Below are 15,145 nucleotides of genomic sequence, written 5' to 3' on the forward strand. Positions count from 1 at the left end.
CTTTGAAAAACCTGATAACAATTGGAAATTAAACCCTTTGCCGTATAATATTAATGCATCTTTGTATATTAGAACTTTTAATTTTTTGTTTATATATTTTGCTTCTCGTACTAAAATATCTAAATCTCGTTCTGTCTCCGGATATTTAATGAATAATTCTTCGTATTCAGCTTTATTTTTTCTAATATTTTTTATTACAGATTTAATTAAGAAAAATGTAATAAGAAGAATTAGCACTTCCATTCCATAAGTTGCAATATAATATCCTTTACCAGGCACTGTTAAATAAAACTGTGAAGTAAATGGTTTTTCTCGTAATTTACTTGAATAATCATCTATACTTTTCTTTATTACAATTTCATTAACTATATCTGAAACTCTTGCTCTAATTAGTGAACTATTCTCTGCAGCATTTTTAAATTTTTCTTTTAATTCTGGAGAGATATTCTTCCTCCCCTTACTTCCTCTTTCAAAGATGGCATCAACACGAGAGTAAATATCTTTATCCTTTAAATCTATTAATTTTTCATTTGGTATATCATTACTTTGTATTAATTTCTTAACATCTTCCTTAGAAGCTTTTAACATTACAAATCCATGTTCATGCTGGAGCATATAGAATTTTTGATTATCTTTTAAGCTATCATCTGTAATATCTAACTCTTCAAGGGCTTCTACCTTAATAAAAGTATAACCACTAGATTTTTGGAATTGTTTTCCTTCTTTATACTGCACTTCTGCTGATTTTGTTCTATCATCATAAAGGCTTTGGGTCCCCCCGATACTCAGCAGAGCGAACAATATTGCAAAGAATAGTTTTAACCATGTTCCTCTTAAATAACTCTTCCTCATAACTTTCCTTCACGTCCTTAATTATTTGGATTTTCTATAATTACAGCTCCCTGTTCTGTTCCCTTAATGCATAGTTTACACATGTTTAAGAATAGGCCATGCTCTACTACTCCTACTATGCTTTCTAGTTTTTCTTTTACAGCTTTAATATCAAATCCATAACCTAAGTGTAAATCTACAATGTAATTATTGTTGTCTGTTATAAGAGTTGCTCCATCTTTTAATCTTAACACTGGTTTTAAGCCCGCTTCTTCCATTTTTCTTATAGTATGACTATAACCAAATGGCAAGATCTCCACAGGTAGGTTGAAGTTTCCTAGTTTTTCTACATCTTTACTCTCATCATAGATCCAGATTACTTCACGAGCAATATCAGCAACTATTTTTTCTCTAAATAATGCTGCTCCTCCACCTTTTATCGCATTAAAATCCTTATCGATTTCATCTACTCCATCAACAGCAAGATCAATATGATCAATTTCTTCTAATTCTTTGATTGAAAGACCAAGGCTTTTAGCTAGTTCAACCGTTTGAATCGATGTCGATACCATTTCAACATTCAATCCTTCTTTTACTCTATCAGCTAATGCATGAACAAAATAGAATACAGTTGAACCTGTCCCTAACCCAACGATCATACCATCTTTTACATAATCTACAGCTTTTTTACCAACAACTTCTTTTAGATTCATTTCGGTTCCCCTCTTTATGTATATGTTACTTTTAAATTATTTATATTCTACTAATAGATATTTCTTCTTACCACGTCTAAGTACTGTAAATCCATCTTCTAGTCTGTCTTTACCTTCTACAACATATTCTAAATCTGTAACTTTATCACCATTCACATAAACAGCACCATTGTTTACATCTTCACGTGCTTGACGTTTTGATTGAACTAGATTACTTTCAACTAAGAAATCTACGATATTGTATTCTTTTTTATCTAATTCAGATTTTGGCATTCCCTTAACAGCTGCTTTTAATTCATCGTGAGTTAGTTCTTTAATGTTTCCTGAGAATAATGCTTTTGTAATGTTTAATGCACTTTCTAATGCTTTTTCACCGTGAACAATTTTCACCATTTCTTCAGCTAATGCTTTTTGAGCTAGACGTAAGTGTGGTTCTTTTTCTGAACTTTCTCTTAATACTTCGATTTGGTCTTTTTCTAAGAATGTGAATTTTTTAAGAGCCGGTACTACTTCTGTATCCGCAGTGTTAAACCAGAATTGGTAGAATTCATATGGTGTTGTTTGTTCTGGATCTAACCATACTGCACCTCCAGTAGATTTACCAAATTTAGTTCCGTCAGATTTAAGCATCAATGGAATAGTAAATCCATATGCTTCAACATCCCCACGAAGTTTTCTCATTATTTCTAGACCAGTAGTAATGTTGCCCCATTGGTCAGAACCACCAATTTGTAATTTTACATTGTGATGTTCATTTAAGTAAGCATAGTCAATACCTTGTAGTATAGTATAACTGAATTCTGTAAATGATAACCCATTATCCAGACGGCTTGAAATTGAATCTTTCGCTAATAAGTAATTAATGTTTACTAATTTTCCATAATCACGTAAAAATTCAATCATAGATAGTTTTCCTAACCAGTCATGGTTGTTTACGAATTCGATATTGTCATCTCCACGGAAAATATTACGAAGTTGCGCTTCAAGACGACGAGCATTATCTTCAATTACCTCAAGACTTTGTAATTGACGTTCTTCGCTTCTTCCTGATGGGTCTCCGATAATACCAGTTCCTCCACCTACTAAAATAACAGGTTTATGTCCATGTTGTTGAAATCTTTTTAATGTTAAAAATGGAAGTAAGTGTCCAATGTGTAATGAGTTTCCTGTTGGATCTGTACCACAGTATATCGATACACTTTCTTTTTCTAATAATTCTTTTATTCCTTCTTCATCTGTTTGTTGATAAACTAAGTCTCTATATTTTAAATCTTCTAATAATTTACTCATTAAAATGCCTCCATATCAATTTTTATACACTTACTTCAATTATAACATATTTTTATTTTTTGTTTTATCTTTTTCTAATATTTTTAACGATAAATTCTATTCTAAGCCTTGCATATAATTTACTACTTTATATTAAATTATGGTATAATGTAGCTAATAGTATGCAATCTAAGGAGATTACAATGAAAATTAAGAAGATACTAACTTCTATGACGCGAGCCATACTTCTTTCTATTGGATTACTAATTAGTTTAGGTGTGGGGCTTGCTATCGGGTATGTGGGTGGCTTAGTTAAAGATCAACCTGTCTTAACCCAAAAAGAAATGAAAGAACAAATAAATAACATTAGTAAGAACAGTGAAGTTTATTTCGGAAGTGGTGAAAAATTAGGGACAATCAACTCCGAATTAATTAGAAAAACTGTTACTTACGAAAATATCGGTGATAATGTTAAAAATGCTATTATCGCAAGTGAAGACTCTAATTTCTATTCTAACAGTGGAATTGATATTTGGGCTGTTTTAAGAGCTACACATAGTGAAGCGACTGGTGCTAGAACAACTGGTGGTAGTACTATCACTCAGCAATTGGTAAAAAATCAGCTTCTTGATAATTCAAGATCTTATGAAAGAAAAGCAAAAGAAATATTACTAGCACTTCGTGTTGATAGTCATTTTTCTAAAAATGAAATTCTTGAAAATTATCTAAATGTTGCTCCTTTCGGAAAGAATAGCTTAGGACAAAACATTAGCGGTATCGAAACTGCAGCACAAGGTGTTTTTGGAGTTCATTCTAAAGACTTGAATATAGCTCAAGCAGCTTATCTTGTTGGTTTTGTACAATCGCCATATACATATACACCATTTGACTCTGCTGGAAATATCCGTCCTGACGAAGAGCTTCAAGCGGGATTTGAAAGACAGCAATATGTATTAGAACGTATGCTTTCAAATGATTTTATTACTAAAGAACAATTTGAAGAAGCGAAGAAATTCGATATTAAAGGCGCTTATGCTAAACAAAAATATTCAGAATATACTGATTACCCTTATATTCGTGATGAGGTAAGAAGTTCAGTTGCAGAGATATTAGCTGAGCAAACTGCTAAAAAGAATAATAGAGAAGAAAAATTTAAAAATGATTCTGACTACAGAAATGAACTAATCGAAAAAAGTAGAATTAAATTCATAACTGGTGGTTATAAAGTAAAAACTACACTTGATAAGAAACTTTACGATACACTTCAAGAAACGAAAAAACAATTCGCTTCTTATCCAACACACACTCAGGGTGGTGTTGTTTATCCATTAGAAATTGGAGCATCGGTTATTGAAAACAGTACTGGTAAAGTATTAGCGTTTATCGGTGGTATGGACTACAAAAAACAACAACTTAACCACGCTACAAGAACTCGTCGTTCACCAGGTTCTACAATCAAACCACTATTAGTTTATGGACCAGCTATTGATAAAGGTTACATTACTCCTAACTCAACAGTTTTAGATAAGAGATTTAATCATTATGGTTGGAGACCTGAGAACTATGACATGTCTGAGCGTGGATACCTACCTGCTAGAGAAGCTTTAGCTAGATCTCTTAACTTACCTACGGTAAGGCTATACTCTGCATTTTATAAAGAGGATCCTGTTACTAATTACTTAGAGAAAATGGATATTGAAGGTCTTACAGAAAGTGATAAGACTAACTTAGCTACTGCCATTGGTGGTATGACTTACGGTTTATCAGTTACAGAGAATACTAGTGCCTTTTCTACTTTTGCAAATAAAGGTGAACACAAAAAGGCACATATTATCGAAGAAATCGAAAATAATGATGGAGAGCTAATTTATAAAGCTGATTTCTCTCCAGTTAAAGTATTCGAAGAATCTACAAGTTATCTAATCGTCGATATGCTTGGAGATGTAATCAATAAGAGTTATGGTACATCTCATGATATGCCAAGTAAACTTAAATTTAATTCTAAAAACCTATTTGTAAAAACAGGGACTTCTGAGTACTATAAAGACCTATGGGTTGTTGGTGGTTCTACAAAAATAACTGTTGGTCTATGGAATGGATACGATAGTCCGGCAAAAGTACCAAGTTATGACTATGCTCAAAGAAGCTGGATTGCAGTTATGAATGCTATTTATGCACTTGATAAAAACTTAATCTCTCCAGATACTGCCTTTAGTCGACCTAAATCAGTCGTTGATGCAAGTATCAACGGTTATAACAATGCAAAAGGTGGTACAAAAGATATAGTTCCAAATGGCTTTAAAGAACTATCTAAAGAAAAAACATTGGCGAAGTTTGGTTATAATATCGATAAGGGTATTTCATTTAGCGATCCTTCAAAAGTCGATGTAACAAAACCTGTTCAAAAAGAAGAGAAGAAAGACGACAAAGACAAAAAGGATAAAAAAGAAGAGCAAGAAGAGCGTACAGTAACAATTACTGAAACTTCTCCTCCAATCTTAAAACCAACTGTTATTACAGAAGAAGATGAAGAATAACAAAAAAGAGGGTTGAGCATATAGTTCAATCCTCTTTTTTATATATTTTTATTATTACGCTTCTTATTCTCCTAGCACATCGTATAAAGCTGGAAGATCGTGTGCTTTAGCTATTTCTCCCCAATTCCCTACATCATCTAAACCATTTGCATGAGTTACAGTATAAATAACTTTAGTTAATGTGTAAAACTCCTGTAATGGCTTTAATAAATTCTTAAGATTTGATTTATTTACATCACACATTAGCTTCTCATAAAGAGTTGTAGCCGCTTTACTATCAGTGCAATTTATTACATCATCAGGAATAATACCCGCATGAGCCAAGTACAATAAGTAATTATAAACAGCCTTAAATGTTCTATATGAGTCTGTTATTCCTACATCATTAGATGTTTTTATTACTTTTTTATAAGAGAAATTACTGATTTGTTGTTGAATTGGATTTTTAATTTTTTCAATCAGTAATCCTATAAATTCATCTGTTACCTTTTTTTGATTCTCTACAACATTATCGGGAGTAATATTTTTCTCCAATAATCTATTATAAAAATCACAGAAAATTTTATCTAATTCATACGTATCTTCTTCAGTCAAAAACTCTTCAGGTGCAACAAAGTTTTTTATTATCGCTGGAAATTCTATAGTTTTTCCTACATGAAATGTTCCTACAGTCATATTTAACGATTGTACAAAATCATTTTTTCTTACAAAATTATATATATGATGAGCGCTTTTTGCATAATAATTAGAAGTAAATTCTTGAAGTTTATTAGTCGCCTCTAAATCTTTTTCTAAAAAATACTCTTCTAATTTTTTATTATATTTTTTATCATATTTTCTTAATTGTTTTAACTGTGGTAATGCTGTATTGAATGTATAAACTCGCTGGTATATTTTCTTAAGTAATTCTACCGTGATAGCTAAATGACCACCAAGTGAATGTCCAGCTGCAACTTTATAGCATACATCAAAGTCCGGAATCTTTCTTTTTAAAAATCTATTAAATAAACATGCTGAGTCTATCTGACTAGTGTTTTCTCCTGAAACTATTCCTGTATAATTGTAAAACCAATCACTAATATCTTCACTCTCACTACCTCTATAAATAACAAGAAGTTCTTTAAGTTCTGGTATATAAATTGCTGTAGCTTGAAATCCATTTTTCGTAATCTTTGGAATTGATATTCCACTATTATATACTTCAATATCTTCAAATGTTTTTCCAGTTATATCTTTTATAATTCTTTTTATTTTATATTCTGCTGTACTTTGTTTCTTATTTCCTTTAATTAAATAATCATACTCCGCTAATTTCGCAATAAGCAAAGGATTATGGAAAAATCTTAACATCGTCAAATCACCTCTTTTATATAAAAACAATTATAACATATTTTATAGAGAATATAAAAATTCTATATCTTCCCATATAATGAGAAAATATAGAATTTTATTAAATATTATACGTTAAATCTAAATAACATGATGTCGCCGTCTTTTACTTCGTATTCTTTACCTTCTAGACGGACACGACCAGCTTCTTTAGCTTTTGGCATACTTCCGTATTCAACTAAGTCATCATAACTTACAGTTTCAGCACGGATGAATCCACGCTCGAAATCAGAGTGGATAATTCCAGCACATTCAGGTGCTAACATACCTTTTTTGAATGTCCACGCACGTACTTCTTGGACACCTGCTGTGAAGTATGTTGCTAATCCTAATAAGCTATAACTTGCTTTGATTAGTTTATCTAATCCACTTTCATCAATTCCTAGTTCTTCTAAGAACATTGCTTTTTCTTCATCTTCTAATGAAGCCATTTCTTCTTCAATCTTCGCACAAACTACGATTACTTGGCTTCCTTCACTTGCAGCAAACTCACGTACACTTGCTACGTGTTTGTTAGAATCAACGTCTAGTAAATCATCTTCACTTACGTTAGCAACATAAAGCATAGGTTTCATTGTTAATAAATGTAATCCTTTTGCGATTTTTTGCTCTTCTTTATCTAATTCTAAAAGTCTAGCTGGTTTTTCTTCTTTAAGAATGTCGCGAACTTTAGTAAGTACTGCAAATTCTGCAACAGCATCTTTATCTTTTTGTTTAGCTTGTTTTTCAACACGTCCGATACGTTTTTCAACACTCTCTAAGTCAGCTAAGATTAACTCTAAGTTAATAACTTCGATATCGTATAATGGATCTACTCCACCAGCAACGTGAGTAATGTTTTCATCTTCAAAACATCTAACAACTTGACAAATTGCATCTACTTCACGAATGTGACTTAAGAATTTATTCCCTAATCCTTCACCTTTAGATGCACCTTTTACGATACCAGCGATATCAGTAAATTCGAATGATGTTGGTACTGTTTTTTTAGGTTCTACTAGTTCTGTTAATTTATTTAATCTGTGATCTGGTACTTCTACAATTCCTACGTTTGGATCAATTGTTGCGAAAGGATAGTTCGCTGCTAATGCTCCTGCTTTTGTAATTGCGTTAAAAAGTGTACTTTTTCCTACGTTTGGTAATCCTACTATTCCGGCTGTTAATGCCATAGTATTAATCACTCCTTTTCTTCATTAATTTCTTATATTACTTAGGCCTCGCCTACTCAACTTAACTATTATAACATAAAACACAAAACTTATCATTTAATATTATGCTAATTAAAAATATTTTTGCTAATAATCACTAATTTTATATATTAGTATAGTAAAAGATACTAACTATTACAAAAGTACGTACTTTACAAAATTTATTTTGGTATGTAAAATATATTACAAGATATAAATTTTTTTGAAAAAATTAAAAGGATAATAATTAACTATGAAAAAATATAATTCAAACATAAAACTTGGTACAGCAACACTTAATGTTGTAAACTTTGACAAACAACTTAAATTCTATACAGAAGCATTGGGTATGACTGTAATTTCTAAAAACGAAACTGAAGCTACTTTAGGTACTTCAGATAATACTCCGCTTCTTCACTTAAAAAAAGTCGATGGGCCTCTAGTTCGTTCTTACGGTCTATATCACATAGCATACCTAGTTCCAGATGAACAAAGTCTAGCAAACATACTGCGCCACTTTATAGATTCTAATATACCTTTAGATGGTGGCTCTGATCACGGTTATAGTAATGCCCTTTACCTAAGTGATATAGAAGGTAATGGAATAGAAGTATATTATGATAAAGACGAATCTACTTGGGACATAAAAGAAGATGGGAGAATTATAGGAGTAACAGAACCTATCGATGCTACTCACCTACTTGATATTTCTGAAACTGTAGTGCCATATACCTTACCTGTAGAAACTATTATTGGGCACGTTCATCTAAGTGTTCAAAACTCTACCATTTCTTCTAACTTCTATCAAGAAGTACTAGGATTTAGTGATAAATTCACCGTGGCTAGTGCTAGTTGGATTGCTTACGGCAATTACCACCACCATCTAGCTGTTAATCAATGGGGAGGTCCTAATCTAAGCCTTAGACAAAAAGGAACTCCAGGTTTAGATCATTTTGAAATTCTATTTATTGATGATGCTGCTTACAATAAAGTTGTGGAAAATATAAAAAATAACAACACTAAAATCATCTCTGAATATGATAATAAGATTATTATTAATGATCCTAATGGAATTGAAATTCATTTAATAAAAAAAGCATAATATTTAAAAATCTTTACGTGGGTGACTCATCAAAACCGATTTCTTTGAAATCACAATTTTCGAGTCACTCACTTTTAGTTTTTATTCGCTTATTTCCCTAGCTTTATGATATAATAAGAATATTATTTTAGCAGAAGGAGGAACTATGCAAGATTTTATAGCACAATTTGGTAGCTTTGCACCTATAGTATTTTTAATACTAGCATCTGTATTACCAATATTTTTATTCCCACCAGGGATATTCTCTGCAATTGGTGGTTATTTATTTGGTTTTACTCATGGTTTTATCCTTTCAATAATTTCTGCAATGATATATACTAGTGCAATGTTTTTTATTGCAAGATACTTTGCCAGTGATTATGTAGAAAAATACTTAGCAAAAAAACTATCGAAAAAACAATATGATACAATTTTCGGTATAAGTGAAAATAAACTAACAATGTTTCTAATAATCTATAGATTAATCCCTGTTCTTCCAAACAGTGTTATCTGTTACTCATATGGTTTAACTAGAATATCTTTTAAAAAATATTTCATCGGTAACATTATAGGGCTGATTCCTGGAAAAATGATCTGGTTACACTTTGGTACTACTCTAAATAATATTGGAAGTATGGAATTTTTATATGGAATAATTATTGTTTTGGCCTTTATGTTTATAAGCTCAAAAGTATCAAAAAAATTTAATAAATAAACATAAAAGCTAGTGATTCTATTTAAAGATTCACTAGCTTTTTCATATTATGAATTTTTTTCAACTATTTTTTTAATTTTTTTGTTAAACTCACGTCTTGGCATCATTATGTTATTATCACACTTTAGGCACTTTATCTTTATATCTGCCCCCATACGTGTAATTTGCCATCTATTTGTGCCACAAGGGTGTTGTTTTTTCATTTCAACTATGTCATTTAATTCATATTCCATAATCCAACCTCCTATTTTTCTTCATTTGATGTTAATAAAGATTTAAATTCTTTATAGAAATCACGTCGTAATCTCGTTTCGATCTCATTTTTCTTACCAACTTTAGCTTTTCCAATAACATGTATAGTAACAACATTATCCTCAATTTTTTCTATATAATCGATGTGTAATTTATCATTTTTATATAATAAATCATTATATTCTTTAGAGTTATTAGCATTGCCTATTACTTTATTAACTCTCTCTTCAATTTTTTCAATAGACTCATCAATCTTAATTGGTAGTTCTACTAATGCTAAGTTATACATTAAAGAATAGTTTACTACTTGATTAATAGTCCCATTAGGTATGAAGTATACTTCACCATCTTTAGAACGAATTTTCGTAGAGCGTAATCCAAGTGACATTACATAACCTCCAGCAATAAAGGCTGCTTGATTATAAATTTTAACATTGTCACCTACATCAAATTGTCCTTCAAGAATGATAAAAAATCCAGATATAATATCTTTAACTAAACTCTGTGCACCAAAACCAATAGCTACCGATGCTATACCTGCACTGGCCACAATACTCGTAGTATTAACTCCTAAGATTGATAAAACTTGAAAAAATGCAATAAAGTAGATTGTATAACGAACTGCACTTTTAACAAGTTTGTGTAACGTTTCTGATCTTTTCTCATTAAACTTTATATTAAATTTCCTATTGGCATTATCACTCGTTGTCATCAGATAATCAATAATTTTATTAAAGATACGAACTAGAATTGATGCAATAATAAAAATTCCAATTATAAGCAATAGTTTTTCTAAAACTGCAATAAATAAATCAGTGTTACTTAATGAAGTTTTGACTTTTTCAATAATGTTCATAATTATTCATCCTTGAATAATGAAATAATACGTTCAAATTCATCATTATCTTTGAACTCAATTTCAATCTTACCTTTTTTATTACGACCTTGTTTAATCGTTACAGACGTTCCAAGACGCTTTTTAAGAATATTTTCCTGCTCTTCTATAAAAATATCCTTAGCCTTCGCTTTCTTGACTTCTTTCGGTTTCAGTAACTTCGCTACATATTCTTCTAATTCACGAACAGACATTTTTCTTTCAACTACTAAAGCGCAAACCTCTTCCATAGCTTTTTTTGTTTTTAATGAAAGTAACGTTCGGGCATGAGCCGTACTTATGACTCCTTGCTCAAGTTTATTTTTAATTTCTGTTGGTAACTTTAATAGTCGTAAACTATTTGCTATATAAGGTCTACTTTTCCCAAGTTTTTTAGCTAATTCCTCTTGAGTTAATGACATCTTATCCATCAGATTTTTATAACTTTCTGATTCTTCTAAAGCAGATAAATCTTCACGTTGTAAGTTTTCTAGTACAGCAAAGACCATCATTTCTTCATCTGTCATCTCTTTAATAATAGCTGGAATTTCTTTTCTACCTAGCAGTTCAAATGCTCTATAACGACGCTCTCCTGCTATAATGTAATACCCTTTTACAGCTTTTTTTACAATAATAGGTTGTAATAAACCATTTTTTTCGATAGATTCTTTTAATTCATTTAATTTTTCTTCATTAAAATAAGTACGTGGTTGATATGGGTTCTTTTTGATCTCATCAAGTGCAATTTCCACTATTTTATCATTATCCGTAACTATCTCAACATTTTCTGTAGCGAAAATAGCATCAAGTCCACGTCCTAAACCTTTACCTAATTTTTTAGCCACGTTCAATCACCTCTTTAGCTAATGATAAATATTGTTTTGCACCATTAGAATTTTTCGCATATTCAATAATTGGTTCACCAAAACTTGGAGCTTCACTTAAACGTACAGTTCTTGCGATAACCGTTTCAAATGCTTTATCTTTGAAATGCTCTCTTACTTGTTCTGCTACTTGATTAGAAATATTTGTTCTACTATCAGTCATAGTAAGTAATACTCCAAAAATATCCAATTTAGAGTTAAGATGCTTTCTTACTATATTAAATGTATTCATAAGCTGACTAAGCCCTTCTAAGGCATAATATTCTGTCTGTACAGGGATAATTACTCCGTCAGCTGCAGTTAATGAATTTAATGTAATAAGTCCTAAAGATGGAGGACAATCGATTACTACATAATCATACTCTTCTTTAATTTCAGAAATTGCATTTTTCATACGTTGCTCACGACTAATTGCTGATACAAGCTCAACCTCTGCACCGGCCAATGCAATACTAGAAGGCACAATATCCAGATTTTCATAAGCTGTTTTAATGATTACATCATTAATATTAACTTCATCTACAAGGATATTATAGATTGATTGACTTATAGCTGCTTTATCTACACCAACACCACTTGTGGCATTCGCCTGTGGATCAGTATCAATTAGTAGTACTTTCTTTTTAAGATGAGCTAACGAAGCCGCTAAATTTATTGAAGTAGTTGTTTTTCCTACTCCACCTTTTTGATTACATATCGCTAATATTTTCATCATTTACCTCTTTTTTCACATAGCGTGGAACAGTAACCTTGATAACCACACTATCCATATTCTCTTCTTCTTCTTTATTAAGATTAATATTATATTTCTCTTCCAATTTAGCTATTTCTTTTACAAGTTTAGCTATAACTTTTTGACCATCATAATTTACTGTAGGATTGAATACTTTCGTATCTTTTTTTATTTTTAAATATGTATCTATTTTCTCTTCAGTTTGCGAAACATTTAGATTTTGTGATAAAATTTGAATCAATAATTTCTCTTGAGCTGAAGGATCTAACTTAACCATAGCACGACCATGACGTTCAGTAATCTTCTTAGTATTTATAGCATCAATAACCTTTTTACTTAATTTTAATAATCGTAATTTATTAGCTACAGTCGCTTGAGTTTTCCCTAAAGACTTAGCAAGCTCGTCTTGAGTAAGTTTATTAATTCTAAGTAATTCTTGATAAGCATGTGCTTCCTCAATTGGCGTTAACTCTTCTCTTTGAATATTTTCAATTAATGCAAGAGTTGCCATCTGTTCATCAGTTAATTCCTTAACAATAGCCTTAGTTGTAGCATATTGTAAATACTTAATAGCTCTTAAACGTCTTTCCCCAGCAATAAGTTCATAGAAACCATTTCCCATGTCACGAACTGTAATAGATTGAAGTAAACCATTTTGCTTGATTGATTCGGCAAGTTCTTTGATTTTTTCTTCAGTAAATTCACGTCGTGGTTGATATTTGTTCGGAACAATCTTTTCAACTAAAATCTCTCTAAGTACATCATCATCAGAAATACCTACTTTTTCTGCTCTCTGTGTTAAATCATATAGCTTACTAAATGGTTTTACACTCTCTGTCATATTTTACCTCCTATAACTTTATATACATTAATACAATATCATACTTTAAAATAATTGTCAAAAATATTTCCCAATATACACTATCAAACAAAGCTTATAAAACGGTACTTTAAAAGAATATTTCCGAAGTAAAGTAAATATTATTTTAAAGACAATAAAAAAAAGTGTAATCACAAATGATTACACCTTGAACAGGGACGGCAGGAATCGAACCCACACCAAAGGTTTTGGAGACCTTTGTTCTACCGTTAAACTACGTCCCTAAGAATGGTGGGAAGAAGTGGATTCGAACCACTGAACCCGAAGGAGCGGATTTACAGTCCGCCGCGTTTAGCCTCTTCGCTATCTTCCCAAAATATAAAAAAATGCCGGCCAGAGGACTTGAACCCCCGACCTACTGATTACAAGTCAGTTGCTCTACCAACTGAGCTAGGCCGGCAACATGGTGCCTCGAGACAGAGTCGAACTGCCGACACATGGAGCTTCAATCCATTGCTCTACCAACTGAGCTATCGAGGCATTATTTAAATTTTTACATAAAAAAATGGCGGTCCCGACGGGAATCGAACCCGCGATCTCCTGCGTGACAGGCAGGCGTGATAACCGCTACACCACGGGACCTAGTATTAAAAATTGCGGGAGATGGATTTGAACCATCGACCTTTGGGTTATGAGCCCAACGAGCTGCCAGACTGCTCCATCCCGCGATAATAAAAATGGAGGAGGAAAGGGGATTCGAACCCCTGCGAGCTTTTACACTCCTGTCGGTTTTCAAGACCGATCCCTTCAGCCGGACTTGGGTATTCCTCCTTGATTAATGGTGGACTCTGCAGGACTCGAACCTGCGACCGATCGGTTATGAGCCGATAGCTCTAACCAACTGAGCTAAGAGTCCGTGTTCCTGTGAATTCACTAACAATTATTGGTGGCGGCAGAGGGGATCGAACCCCCGACCTTACGGGTATGAACCGTACGCTCTAGCCAGCTGAGCTACGCCGCCAATAAAGGCTAAATTCATTATTTAAAATGGTGGAGCCTAGCGGGATCGAACCGCTGACCTCCTGCGTGCAAAGCAGGCGCTCTCCCAGCTGAGCTAAGGCCCCAAATTAATAATGTTTATATATATTTTCAATGGTCGGGAAGACAGGATTCGAACCTGCGACCCCTTGGTCCCAAACCAAGTGCTCTACCAAGCTGAGCTACTTCCCGTGATTTTAAATGGCGCGCCCAAGAGGAGTCGAACCCCTAACCTTTTGATCCGTAGTCAAACGCTCTATCCAATTGAGCTATGGGCGCTAATATAATGGTGCCGAGGACCGGAATCGAACCGGTACGGTATTGCTACCGCAGGATTTTAAGTCCTGTGCGTCTGCCAGTTCCGCCACCCCGGCACTATATTAACTATTGGAGCGAAAGACGGGATTTGAACCCGCGACCCTCACCTTGGCAAGGTGATGTTCTACCCCTGAACTACTTTCGCGAATATTTAGAAATGGTGCGGGTGAAGGGAGTCGAACCCCCACGCCGTGAGGCGCTAGATCCTAAGTCTAGTGCGTCTGCCAATTCCGCCACACCCGCAAAAGAATGGTGAGCCATGAAGGACTCGAACCTTCGACCCTTTGATTAAAAGTCAAATGCTCTACCAACTGAGCTAATGGCTCTAAATTTTAAATGGTGCCGGCCAGAGGACTTGAACCCCCGACCTACTGATTACAAGTCAGTTGCTCTACCAACTGAGCTAGGCCGGCATAAATGGTGGAGGTTAACGGGATCGAACCGCTGACCCCTTGCTTGTAAGGCAAGTGCTCTCCCAGCTGAGCTAAACCTCCATATCAAAAG

The 15,145-nt window shown here is 33.1% G+C and carries 13 protein-coding genes and 18 tRNA genes; 3 read left to right on the forward strand and 28 right to left on the reverse strand.

Going from position 1 to position 15,145, the window contains the following annotated elements; all coding sequences use genetic code 11:
• The 3 genes from O3801_RS08080 to tyrS all read right to left on the reverse strand — a co-directional run.
• A partial coding sequence (locus O3801_RS08080) for a hypothetical protein (protein ID WP_371454632.1) occupies positions 1-852 on the reverse strand: 852 nt, incomplete at its 3' end.
• A gap of 17 nt (positions 853-869) precedes the next feature.
• Complete coding sequence (gene rpiA, locus O3801_RS08085; protein ID WP_102170393.1) at positions 870-1,544, reverse strand: ribose-5-phosphate isomerase RpiA; 675 nt, start codon at positions 1,542-1,544, stop codon at positions 870-872.
• A gap of 36 nt (positions 1,545-1,580) precedes the next feature.
• The gene (gene tyrS, locus O3801_RS08090; RefSeq protein WP_371454633.1) at positions 1,581-2,834 is read right to left on the reverse strand and encodes a tyrosine--tRNA ligase; all 1,254 of its coding nucleotides are present in this window, start codon (positions 2,832-2,834) and stop codon (positions 1,581-1,583) included.
• Between the two features lie 182 nt (positions 2,835-3,016).
• Here tyrS and O3801_RS08095 point away from each other — a divergent pair, with 182 nt between their 5' ends.
• A complete protein-coding gene (locus O3801_RS08095) occupies positions 3,017-5,350 on the forward strand; it encodes a transglycosylase domain-containing protein (protein ID WP_371454634.1) in 2,334 nt (777 codons plus the stop codon).
• Positions 5,351-5,413: 63 nt separating this feature from the next.
• On the opposite strand, the gene O3801_RS08100 is transcribed toward O3801_RS08095, so the two are convergent.
• On the reverse strand, positions 5,414-6,700 hold the full coding sequence (locus O3801_RS08100) for a DUF6792 domain-containing protein (protein WP_371454635.1): 1,287 nt from the start codon (positions 6,698-6,700) through the stop codon (positions 5,414-5,416).
• Positions 6,701-6,807: 107 nt separating this feature from the next.
• Complete coding sequence (gene ychF / locus O3801_RS08105; protein ID WP_371454636.1) at positions 6,808-7,908, reverse strand: redox-regulated ATPase YchF; 1,101 nt, start codon at positions 7,906-7,908, stop codon at positions 6,808-6,810.
• Positions 7,909-8,179: 271 nt separating this feature from the next.
• Here ychF and O3801_RS08110 point away from each other — a divergent pair, with 271 nt between their 5' ends.
• Both O3801_RS08110 and O3801_RS08115 read left to right on the forward strand, forming a co-directional pair.
• Positions 8,180-9,028 carry a VOC family protein gene (locus O3801_RS08110; RefSeq protein ID WP_371454637.1) on the forward strand — a complete coding sequence of 283 codons (849 nt, stop codon included), beginning with the start codon at positions 8,180-8,182 and terminating at the stop codon, positions 9,026-9,028.
• A gap of 145 nt (positions 9,029-9,173) precedes the next feature.
• Positions 9,174-9,722 carry a TVP38/TMEM64 family protein gene (locus tag O3801_RS08115; RefSeq protein WP_371454638.1) on the forward strand — a complete coding sequence of 183 codons (549 nt, stop codon included), beginning with the start codon at positions 9,174-9,176 and terminating at the stop codon, positions 9,720-9,722.
• A gap of 47 nt (positions 9,723-9,769) precedes the next feature.
• On the opposite strand, the gene O3801_RS08120 is transcribed toward O3801_RS08115, so the two are convergent.
• The 23 genes from O3801_RS08120 to O3801_RS08230 all read right to left on the reverse strand — a co-directional run bounded on the left by O3801_RS08120 (position 9,770) and on the right by O3801_RS08230 (position 15,135).
• Positions 9,770-9,955 (reverse strand): DUF951 domain-containing protein, encoded by a 186-nt coding sequence (locus O3801_RS08120; RefSeq protein WP_003143961.1) that lies wholly within the window; start codon positions 9,953-9,955, stop codon positions 9,770-9,772.
• An 11-nt stretch (positions 9,956-9,966) separates the two neighbouring features.
• Positions 9,967-10,830 (reverse strand): mechanosensitive ion channel family protein, encoded by an 864-nt coding sequence (locus tag O3801_RS08125; protein ID WP_371454639.1) that lies wholly within the window; start codon positions 10,828-10,830, stop codon positions 9,967-9,969.
• Positions 10,831-10,832: 2 nt separating this feature from the next.
• On the reverse strand, positions 10,833-11,693 hold the full coding sequence (locus tag O3801_RS08130; RefSeq protein ID WP_314090429.1) for a ParB/RepB/Spo0J family partition protein: 861 nt from the start codon (positions 11,691-11,693) through the stop codon (positions 10,833-10,835).
• Positions 11,686-12,444 carry a ParA family protein gene (locus tag O3801_RS08135; RefSeq protein ID WP_314396066.1) on the reverse strand — a complete coding sequence of 253 codons (759 nt, stop codon included), beginning with the start codon at positions 12,442-12,444 and terminating at the stop codon, positions 11,686-11,688. Before O3801_RS08135 ends, O3801_RS08130 begins: the two co-directional genes overlap by 8 nt.
• Complete coding sequence (locus O3801_RS08140) at positions 12,422-13,306, reverse strand: ParB/RepB/Spo0J family partition protein (protein WP_371454640.1); 885 nt, start codon at positions 13,304-13,306, stop codon at positions 12,422-12,424. Before O3801_RS08140 ends, O3801_RS08135 begins: the two co-directional genes overlap by 23 nt.
• 192 nt (positions 13,307-13,498) lie before the next feature.
• A tRNA-Trp gene (locus O3801_RS08145) sits at positions 13,499-13,569 on the reverse strand.
• 5 nt (positions 13,570-13,574) lie between these two features.
• Positions 13,575-13,658, reverse strand: a tRNA-Tyr gene (locus O3801_RS08150).
• Positions 13,659-13,672: 14 nt separating this feature from the next.
• Positions 13,673-13,745: transfer RNA gene (locus O3801_RS08155), tRNA-Thr, on the reverse strand.
• Positions 13,746-13,749: 4 nt separating this feature from the next.
• Positions 13,750-13,825, reverse strand: a tRNA-Phe gene (locus O3801_RS08160).
• 26 nt (positions 13,826-13,851) lie between these two features.
• A tRNA-Asp gene (locus O3801_RS08165) sits at positions 13,852-13,927 on the reverse strand.
• A 12-nt stretch (positions 13,928-13,939) separates the two neighbouring features.
• Positions 13,940-14,013: transfer RNA gene (locus O3801_RS08170), tRNA-Met, on the reverse strand.
• A 10-nt stretch (positions 14,014-14,023) separates the two neighbouring features.
• Positions 14,024-14,116, reverse strand: a tRNA-Ser gene (locus tag O3801_RS08175).
• A gap of 8 nt (positions 14,117-14,124) precedes the next feature.
• A tRNA-Ile gene (locus tag O3801_RS08180) sits at positions 14,125-14,201 on the reverse strand.
• Positions 14,202-14,229: 28 nt separating this feature from the next.
• Positions 14,230-14,306 (reverse strand) — tRNA-Met (locus O3801_RS08185).
• A 27-nt stretch (positions 14,307-14,333) separates the two neighbouring features.
• Positions 14,334-14,409: transfer RNA gene (locus O3801_RS08190), tRNA-Ala, on the reverse strand.
• Positions 14,410-14,438: 29 nt separating this feature from the next.
• Positions 14,439-14,515: transfer RNA gene (locus tag O3801_RS08195), tRNA-Pro, on the reverse strand.
• A 10-nt stretch (positions 14,516-14,525) separates the two neighbouring features.
• A tRNA-Arg gene (locus O3801_RS08200) sits at positions 14,526-14,602 on the reverse strand.
• Between the two features lie 8 nt (positions 14,603-14,610).
• Positions 14,611-14,697: transfer RNA gene (locus tag O3801_RS08205), tRNA-Leu, on the reverse strand.
• Positions 14,698-14,711: 14 nt separating this feature from the next.
• Positions 14,712-14,786, reverse strand: a tRNA-Gly gene (locus O3801_RS08210).
• 13 nt (positions 14,787-14,799) lie between these two features.
• Positions 14,800-14,884, reverse strand: a tRNA-Leu gene (locus tag O3801_RS08215).
• A 7-nt stretch (positions 14,885-14,891) separates the two neighbouring features.
• Positions 14,892-14,967, reverse strand: a tRNA-Lys gene (locus O3801_RS08220).
• A gap of 11 nt (positions 14,968-14,978) precedes the next feature.
• Positions 14,979-15,054, reverse strand: a tRNA-Thr gene (locus O3801_RS08225).
• A gap of 5 nt (positions 15,055-15,059) precedes the next feature.
• Positions 15,060-15,135, reverse strand: a tRNA-Val gene (locus O3801_RS08230).
• Between the last annotated feature and the right edge of the window lie 10 nt (positions 15,136-15,145).

This window comes from Gemella sp. 27098_8_149 (assembly GCF_041433745.1).
GTDB lineage: Bacteria > Bacillota > Bacilli > Staphylococcales > Gemellaceae > Gemella.